General features: G+C 58.5%; 8 protein-coding genes and 1 pseudogene. 3 read left to right on the plus strand and 6 right to left on the minus strand.

Annotation, left to right across the window (positions count from 1 at the left end; translation table 11 throughout):
• The coding region (locus tag A37A_RS0100820; protein ID WP_018289657.1) for an IS630 family transposase at positions 1-459 on the plus strand (459 nt) is incomplete at its 5' end.
• A gap of 783 nt (positions 460-1,242) precedes the next feature.
• On the opposite strand, the gene A37A_RS0100830 is transcribed toward A37A_RS0100820, so the two are convergent.
• From A37A_RS0100830 to A37A_RS19800, 3 genes are all read right to left on the minus strand, one after another.
• Positions 1,243-2,553, minus strand: a complete 1,311-nt coding sequence (locus A37A_RS0100830; RefSeq protein WP_018289659.1) for an IS256 family transposase — start codon at positions 2,551-2,553, stop codon at positions 1,243-1,245.
• A 1,396-nt stretch (positions 2,554-3,949) separates the two neighbouring features.
• The gene (locus tag A37A_RS14890; RefSeq protein ID WP_018289662.1) at positions 3,950-4,603 is read right to left on the minus strand and encodes a uracil-DNA glycosylase family protein; all 654 of its coding nucleotides are present in this window, start codon (positions 4,601-4,603) and stop codon (positions 3,950-3,952) included.
• Positions 4,604-4,642: 39 nt separating this feature from the next.
• Entirely contained in the window at positions 4,643-4,894 is a 252-nt protein-coding gene (locus A37A_RS19800; RefSeq protein WP_155996388.1) for a hypothetical protein, read from the minus strand.
• Positions 4,895-5,265: 371 nt separating this feature from the next.
• Between A37A_RS19800 and A37A_RS0100860 the strand changes: the two genes are divergently transcribed.
• The gene (locus A37A_RS0100860) at positions 5,266-5,889 is read left to right on the plus strand and encodes a plasmid pRiA4b ORF-3 family protein (RefSeq protein ID WP_018289664.1); all 624 of its coding nucleotides are present in this window, start codon (positions 5,266-5,268) and stop codon (positions 5,887-5,889) included.
• Positions 5,890-5,992: 103 nt separating this feature from the next.
• Positions 5,993-6,334 (plus strand): helix-turn-helix domain-containing protein, encoded by a 342-nt coding sequence (locus A37A_RS14895; RefSeq protein ID WP_018289665.1) that lies wholly within the window; start codon positions 5,993-5,995, stop codon positions 6,332-6,334.
• 242 nt (positions 6,335-6,576) lie between these two features.
• Here the strand turns inward: A37A_RS14895 and A37A_RS0100870 are convergent, their stop codons facing one another.
• The 3 genes and pseudogenes from A37A_RS0100870 to A37A_RS0100880 form a co-directional block, all read right to left on the minus strand.
• Positions 6,577-7,116 carry a hypothetical protein gene (locus A37A_RS0100870; RefSeq protein WP_018289666.1) on the minus strand — a complete coding sequence of 180 codons (540 nt, stop codon included), beginning with the start codon at positions 7,114-7,116 and terminating at the stop codon, positions 6,577-6,579.
• A gap of 113 nt (positions 7,117-7,229) precedes the next feature.
• Entirely contained in the window at positions 7,230-7,397 is a 168-nt protein-coding gene (locus tag A37A_RS20360; RefSeq protein WP_018289667.1) for a hypothetical protein, read from the minus strand.
• Positions 7,398-7,596: 199 nt separating this feature from the next.
• A pseudogene (locus A37A_RS0100880) lies at positions 7,597-8,211 on the minus strand (hypothetical protein); the annotation flags it as partial.

Here is an 8,211-nt window from a genome sequence, read left to right on the forward strand (position 1 = left end):
CGCACGGTCTTGGCCAGCCTGGAGGTGAAGAGCGGGAAAGTCTTTGCCCATGTCAAGGAGACCCGGACCTCGGCCGATTTCCTTTCGTTTCTGGACGAGCTCGTCAAACGCTACAAGGACCAGCGGCTCTACGTGGTTTTGGACAATTTGAACACGCACAAGAATGAAAAGGCCCGAAACTGGCTTAGGCTTCACCCTAACGTCAGCTTTCACTATACGCCGACCCATGCTTCCTGGGTAAACCTCATCGAATGCTTCTTCAGCATCCTGACCCGACAGGGCCTTCAACAGTCTGTTCACAAATCGGGCCAGGACTTAGAGCGCTTCCTCAAGGCTTACTTCGCCAAATACAATGACCACTGCCAGCCCTTCCATTGGACTAAAGGGCCGGAAAAGCTTCAGCACATCATCGAGCTCACCCAGCAATTCCAAGCCGAATATGCTGCTGCGAACTTATGAGTCGATGTACTAGCTCGTTCTCCTTCCGGTCTTTTGGCCTAGCGGAGCGGGGCTTGGGGAAGAACGTATGGCCGGGGAAGTGCTGTCCGACCCAGGAAAGGCTCGAACGGACCAGCCCGAGGAGATTTCCTGCCGCATGAAGGAGATCGGTCATGCTCAATGTGGAGTCGAACGGATCGAGGTTGCGCTGGTAAAAGACCCGCATTTGCGGGTCGAGCGAGCTTGGGAGGTGGGGCATCGAGGCGCCGTGGCCTACGCTCAGGTTGACGTGAAGGGAAGACATGGGGATTCTCCGGATCTTAGCCTGCATGTCTCTCACGCGTTCTCCTACGGCTTGCAAAAAAGACCGCTCTGCTTCGTTGGGGCTTGGGTTTTTGGCCCTCTTCGCAGCATGTCGTCATACAGCTCCCGGGGGAAACCCTGCGCCCCGCCTTGCATCCAGGCCCATTCGCCATGCCTCGGCTACAAACTTTGTGTGGAGTCGAGGAGTGACGCGGTGCGACGTAGGAGAGCCATAGCGGGAGCTGCCCCTTTCGGTATGACAGTGCCTGAGTATCTCTCCCTATCGGCCGTTTCCACTCCCCGCGGTAGTGTCCGCTTTTTTGTGTGCGGGTCGATTTTCCGCTTTGTTGTCTAACAGTAAAGAGAGTTGTTCGCACGCCGTCAACTCGGACCGGCGAGACCGCTTCCCCAAAGCGGTCGGCTCTAGCCGAGACAGTTGTGAATAACCCGCTTGGGGGTTATTCAAGGCGTGGGAAGCAACTCTCCACTTTTTCATGGCGTTTAGACTCCTTCCGCCAGGAAGAATCGCTCCCCGAACTGGATGGCAAATTGCCTGGCCACCTGGTTCCAGGTCGGCGACGGATGTTTCCATTTCTTGGTGACGTTCCGTAAGACCAGGAAAATCAATTTGGTCGCCGCTTCATCATTGGGAAAATGTCCTCTGGTTTTGAGGACCTTCCGCAACTGCATATGCAGGCTCTCGATGGCATTGGTCGTGTAGATCATCTTTCGGATCTCCTGCGAGAAGGCGAAGAACGGAATAACTTCTTCCCAGACTCTTCGCCACATCTGGACGATGGTCGGGAGTTTCTTCCCCCACTCGCCGGCGGCGAACTCTTCGAGTCGCTTGGCGGCGACTTCAGCAGTTTCCGCACTGTAGATGCGCTTGAGTTCCCCTGCCACCGACCGGCGCTCCTTCCAGTTGCACAAGGAGAGCGAATTGCGGATCAGATGCACGATGCNGGTCTGAATCTGCGCCTGGGGGAAAACGGCCGTGATCGCGTCCGGAAACCCCTTGAGCCCGTCGACGACCGCGATCAAGATGTCCTCCATCCCGCGATGCTTGAGTTCGTTCATCACCCCTAACCAGAACTTGGCTCCTTCGGTTTGCTGGATCCAAAGACCCAGCACATCCTTGGTGCCGTCGCGCCGGAGTCCCAAGGCCAGATAGACCGCCTTATTTCTGACCGCTCCCTCATCCCGGATCTTGACCCGCAACGCATCAAAGAAGACGACCGGATACATCCTCTCCAGCGGCCGGCTCTGCCACTCGAGCACATCGTCCATCACCGAATCGGTCACCGTGCTGATCAGATCGGCAGAAACCTCCAACTTGTACTGCTCTTCCAAAAACGCCTGGATCTCCCGCACCGTCATCCCTCGGGCATACATGGCGATGATCTTGGAATCAAAGCCCCCAAACCGCCGTTGCCCCTTGCGGACAAACCGAGGCTCGAAGTCCCCGGCTCGATCACGCGGCACCTCGATCTCCAGATGCCCATCCTCGCTCACCAAGGTCTTTCTGCTGGTCCCATTGCGATGGTTCTCCCGCCTCCGGCCCGCTTCGCCCTTGGGCGCCTGGCCTTTCTCGTAACCCAGATAGTGGCTCATCTCCTCTCCCAGCACCCGCTCGTAGAGCCGCTTGGTCAGCTGCTCCATGATCCCCCCAGGACCGACCAGATCATCCGGCTTCCGGTAGTCCTTCATCGGCTCTTCAATGATTTCCGGATTGATTCCCGGCTTCTTGCCTTCTCGGCCCTGCGCTTCCTGCTCGTTGTTCGTGGTCACTTCCCTTTCCCTTTCCATTTTCATCTCCTCCTACTTCGGTTGCGACCCACACACAAATTTTCGGATAAGCTCAGAGGAATCGGGCCAGCCATGGCGCCATGGGCCCACTCGCCACGAATTGCTTGGCCACGCGCCATGACAACGAATGCGACCTCATGAACGCACGACCAATGACGATGTGCGGCAACCTCCGTTGCCCTGGTGATAGGTAAAGGCAACCCGATGTCCGCGCGCCGAATGACGGCGCGCGATAACCTACCCCTTCGATCGCCCTTCTGCGTCCGACGCCCCAAGCGCGCATCGAATGACGATGCGCGGCAACCTCCCGACGCCTACGACAAGCGATCGAGCAATGCCTTGGTAGAAACGTCACCAAGATTCGGCTCCGAATGGCGCGACTCCAACCTCCTGGACGCGCATCGAATGACGATGCGCGGCAACGTCCAGGACGGAGCTCCTCTACGTCCACATCATCCAGAGACGCATGGGTGATATCCCACGCGAGCGCATGACCCAATCCAACGTCTCATGCGCGCGTCGAACGACGACGCGCGGCACCCCGCACCGCTCCGGCGGAAAGAGAACCTCTCCGAGCGATCCAGCGACGAGACCGACTCCTTGATCCGATCCTTCGCATGCCTGGCTTCGGGATAGGCGGTGACAGATCCTGGGCCTTGCCTATCTGTAATTCGTAGAAGAAGGAATCCCGATCCGCGGAAGCGGATACCCCGGCTATCGCCGCAGCGCATCTTTCCTTGCCTAGCGCAACGGTGCATCTCGTTCCCCTTCCAGATGCGACACGCTCAGCGGATCCGGCAATAGCATCGGCGCGGTTGACGATATGCACCAGATCGCGGAGACGATCGTCCAGGCGATCCTGCGCCATGGATGAGTGAAAGGCGACTGCCCGCTTGCCCAGTTGCTCTCCAGTTCCGACACCTTATGTGAGGTAGCGGGTATTCTGTGCCTGGCTGCCTTCCTCTTGCTCGTTATCGGATCCGCCGTACTGAGCGTTCTGTCCGCTCATGTGTTTTTGAAGCTGCTGATCGACTCCTTGATGGCCATTCCAAGATCCCTACGCGAAAGCTGATTTGCGCGTAGTGACGGACAATGATGACGTCTGGTGCGTTCGTCGTTCAGGTGAAGCTACCCTACCAAGCGATCACGCTTTCCTTCTTCAACTGGAACCAAGGCGGGCCTGGGCGTGGCGCTCGGCGGGCGATAAGCTCCCTTCCAGTTGCCTCGTCGTGGAAGCGGGAGTGCGCTGCGCGGATAACAAGCGAAAGGACGGAAGGCGGCGTGGCAATTTTGATCTCTTTCATGCTCCGACGCTGCGCGTGCCGGAGTTTCGCCGGCAAAGTCCAGACAGCTCCAATGCCCGCGCTTTCGGGAGCGGAATGTCCCGGAGGCAAGCGGCTGCCTAGCTCTTTGCCAGGAAGAAGCCGCGCTGGCGCTCGCTGATCGGTAAGCGAAGCCGCTCCATTACCAGAAGCAGATCTTCCCAGGCCTGCCGCTTGAACCTTAAGCTCGGATTGTGGAGCAGATAGCTGGGATGGAAGGTCGGAAGAAGCGGAATCCCATGAAAATCGAGAAAGGCTCCCCGCATGGCGCTGATTCCCTTGCGCAAGCCCGTCAATCCCTCAAGCGCCGTCGCGCCCAAAGCGACGATGACCTCTGGTTGGATGATTTCGATCTGGGTGCGAAGATAGGAAAGGCAGGCCTTCATCTCTTCCTGAGTGGGCTTCCGGTTGCCCGGCGTCCCTGGAGGCATGTCGGGGCGGCACTTGAGGATGTTGGCGATATACACGTCCTCCCTCTCCATCTCCATCGCCTGAATCATGCTGGTTAAAAGCTTGCCAGCTCGTCCGACGAAAGGTTCCCCCAGCCGGTCTTCCTCCACCCCCGGGGCCTCGCCAACAAAAAGCAGACGGGCATGGGGATTCCCCACCCCGAAGACCACATGAGTGCGGAACGAGGCAAGATGCGCGCAGCGACGGCAGCCGATCGCCTTTGCTCGGAGCGCTTCAAGCCGTGCCGCCCTCTCTTTTCCCTCAAAGCAGGCAGGGAGGATCACGCGTAATTGTTTGGGATTTTTCCGCAATGTTCCTCGTCTCTAATCCGACCCCGCCAATGCCTCCAGAGCCATGCGAGTTTGCTTGCCTCGCAAGCTGGCGGTCGCGTTAGTGGCGCTGCGCCTGGAAAAATAGTGATCCCCGCCGCATCCCACAGTAAACCAACCCGATACCGCTCGCAATTCGTAGCCGCGACCCTGTTCCAGCCAGAGACCTCGGTAAGCCCGGATCCCGTCCTCGGCTTCCTCCAGTAGCTCCGCATCAAGGACGACACGTCCTCCGATCGTAGCCACACCCGCCATCCAGACTCGCGACAGCCATGCCTGAGGCAGCGTGAATCGAGTTGTCGTGATTTTCTTGGGGTAGCGGGTGCTTTTGGAGTAAAAATTCCAATCCAGCCTGGATGTCTGCTCGACACCAATTTTCCCAGTTTTTGTCAGAGCGACGTCCATTCTGCTAGCGTCGTCGTACCGGTATGTCTCCTGCACCAGTTTCACCAGAACCGCCTCCGTCCTATTGGGGTCGTCTCAGAAAACGGAAAATAAAGCACGCTAAGCCTTGCCAGGCATTCCTTCCTCCGTTCGCCGCCGAGGGAGGAGGCGTAGCATATTTTTATAGAAGTCACACACTGGGCACTAGAGCAGAAGCAGAGTAGACTAGCAGCATGAGCCCTGACGCCATTGCCGTCCTCAAGATCACGCTCGATGAGGTCAAACCTCTCGTCACCCGCCGTCTCGAAATGCCGCTCTCTATCCGGCTCGATCGCCTGCATCTTGTGATCCAAGCGGCGATGGGCTGGACCAACTCGCACCTCTATGAGATTCGCGTAAAAAATACCAGATGGGGAGTTCCGGATCCCGATTGGGGTGATGAGGGACCGCTCGATGCCGGTAAAGCCCGCCTAGTGGACGTACTCAAGGACGTGGGCACAAACACCCTGAAATATCTCTATGACTTTGGCGACGACTGGGAGCACACGATCAAGATCGAGCGCTTCATCGATCCAGTGCCGGGCGTCGTCTATCCGCGCCTGACCAAAGCGGCCGGACGATGCCCACTCGAAGATGTCGGTGGTCCTTGGGGTTATGCCGAGTTGCTCGCAGCCCTCAGCGATCCCGGCCACGAGCGCCATGCCGAGCTCAAAGAATGGATCCCCGAAGATTTCGATCCCAGCGTCATTGATGCCGACTGGCTCGGTGAACAAGTCGCCCTGCTCGCAAAACACTGGTCACGAAAAACAACGCCCAAACGCCCGCGCCGCGGACGCGGAGGCCTCAGCGCGAGCTAAAGGCCATGCTGGTTTCACAATCATCTGCAGCCCATGTGATGAGCTGTCGATGGGAAAGGAAGAAGGGTAACATCGTCCTCTGCAATTAGGCAGGAGGGAGGAGATGCTGAAGCCGGAGGAAGTGGGTCGGATGGTGGCATTACATGATCTGGGTTTGGGGACCAAGCGGATTGCCCGGGAGCTGGGGGTAGCGCGGAACACGGTCAAGCGGTATGTGGCGGCTGGGGGCTACGTAGCTTATCGGGCGCCGAGGCGTATCGGGAAGCTTGACCGGTTGCGGGGATGGCTTGAGGAGCGCTTTTATCGGCACCGGGGCAACTGCGCCGTGGTCCGCCAGGAGCTTTGGGAGGAGCGTGGGCTTACGGTGAGCTCGCGAATGGTGGAGCGGGCATGCCAGGGGTTCCGGGCGGAGTTGAGTCGCTGGACTAGGAATACATCAATCTGACCGGCGATTACCTCTGGCACAGCAGCGCCAAGTTCGGCGCTGGGAAGTTCAGGCCGCTACGGCCGCTGCAACCGGCTTAGCGTACGATTTTTTCCGTTTCGTGAGCTGACCCCGATACGTTTGGAAGGCTGAATGGCAGGCCATTTTGGAAAAATCCAGCGTTCCCGCGCAGCAATCGAAGCAAAAAATATATATATCTATTTATCGCTCAGCACACTAGGGAAACCCGCTGCTCCGCCCGATCAGGGTGCGTGAGCCGAGCCGGAAGGAGCCTTAGCCCCTAACGCGGAGGGCACCAGTTTGACCGATCGGGCGATCCCCTCCTTGTCGTAAGAGACCCGATAGAGGGTGAGCTGGCTCTTATGAACGTGCTTCTGCGCCGCCCGGACTGCGAGTGAAGCTCCCGAAGTGAAGACGGCCCTGGCGATGTCCGCCGCACTGATGTCCGACTGCTGGTACTTGGAGCCATCCGGAAAGAAGGCATAGACCTCCTCGCGCTCCGTGCCCTCATTTTGCGTCGCGTTCGGGGGGCCGAAGGTAGCGTGGATCTTCTGGCGCGACACCCCCGGACGAAGGACGGCGGGATCGTAATGGATCGACTTGTTCTTTTCGGACCTTTTCTGCTTCATTTTTTGCAGCCGCGTGTGAACTTGGCCCAGCAGCCCCTCCGGCTCCGAGTCACCGGCGTCGGAAGATTGAGCGAATGCGGCCGACGCTCCGGTCCAGAGAACCGCCAGCGCGGCCAGTACAGGCCAGCTCGTACGAAGGGGAGGGAAGCTCATGCTAGATGTTAAAATCGGCGGATCGCCCCGAGCAAGGAAGAACTATTAGCCGAACTTCCGCTGTGTAGTGTCGCAACTGATTGCAGCAGAACGTTAAGAGTTTTTCGTTCTGCCTACATGGCCCATTTGGGCGGGCGAGCGAAGAGCGAGAGCATGTCGAGTTTTTGGAGGAATGAGTTGATCTCGGCGGAGATCTTGGAGAAGAACTCGATCAAAGGCCGTCCGTTCGGGGCGAGTCGGATCAAGCGGATCGCTTGAAGGCGGCGGAGCACCTTGGGCATCTTCTTCGGTGAACCCTTTGTCCACTCATTCGGTTCCCGAGGCGGGCATTCATCCAGAAAGCCAGGAAGCAGATCCTCACGTGCTTGCGGGCCCTATCGGGCCGCCAATGGTAGACCGGCTGAATCTCGAGGTAGCCTGACTTCCATTGAGTAGCGGCGCAACTCCTTGATGCGGAAGGACAGGCCTTTCCGCTACTGGCTACATGGCTGCCCAAGCCGGCGGCTGGGCGAAGAGCGGGAGCAGACGAAGTTTTTCCAGGAGCCGATTCAGTTCCCGAGGAATCTTGCTCAAAAGACGAACGATCGGCTTGCCTTCCACGGAGAGAACGCCGAGGCGGATTGCCTGGAGGCGGCGCAAGAGCGCAGGAACGTGTTCAAAAACACCGAGCTTGCTCCACTCGGCGGCCAAACGAGCCGTCATCCAATACGCGAGAAAGCAGATCCTCACGTGGTTCCGGACCCGATCCGGCCGCCAATGGAAGACCGGCCGGACCTCGAGGTAACTTTTTAATTCGCAAAAGGCCTGCTCGACCTCGCCGAGGCTTTTATAGTGGGCCAGGATCTCTTTGGCGGACGCCTCGGTGGGGGGCAGATTGGTTTCCAGCAGATACCAGCCGTCAGTGGCTTGCTCCTTGGCAATCTCCTTCTCGTCGAGCTTCCACCAGAACCGGCCTTCCCCGTCGATTCCGTACCGGAAGTACTTGTGCGCCTTGCACCGCTGCAGCATCCGGCCGACCCGGCTTCCCAGCCGAACCGCATCCTCGTCCTTGTGTGCGTTTCGTTTGAGCTCCTCCAGCGAAAGCTTCGCCTTGCC

It is taken from the genome of Verrucomicrobium sp. 3C (assembly GCF_000379365.1).
Taxonomy (GTDB): domain Bacteria; phylum Verrucomicrobiota; class Verrucomicrobiia; order Methylacidiphilales; family Methylacidiphilaceae; genus Methylacidimicrobium.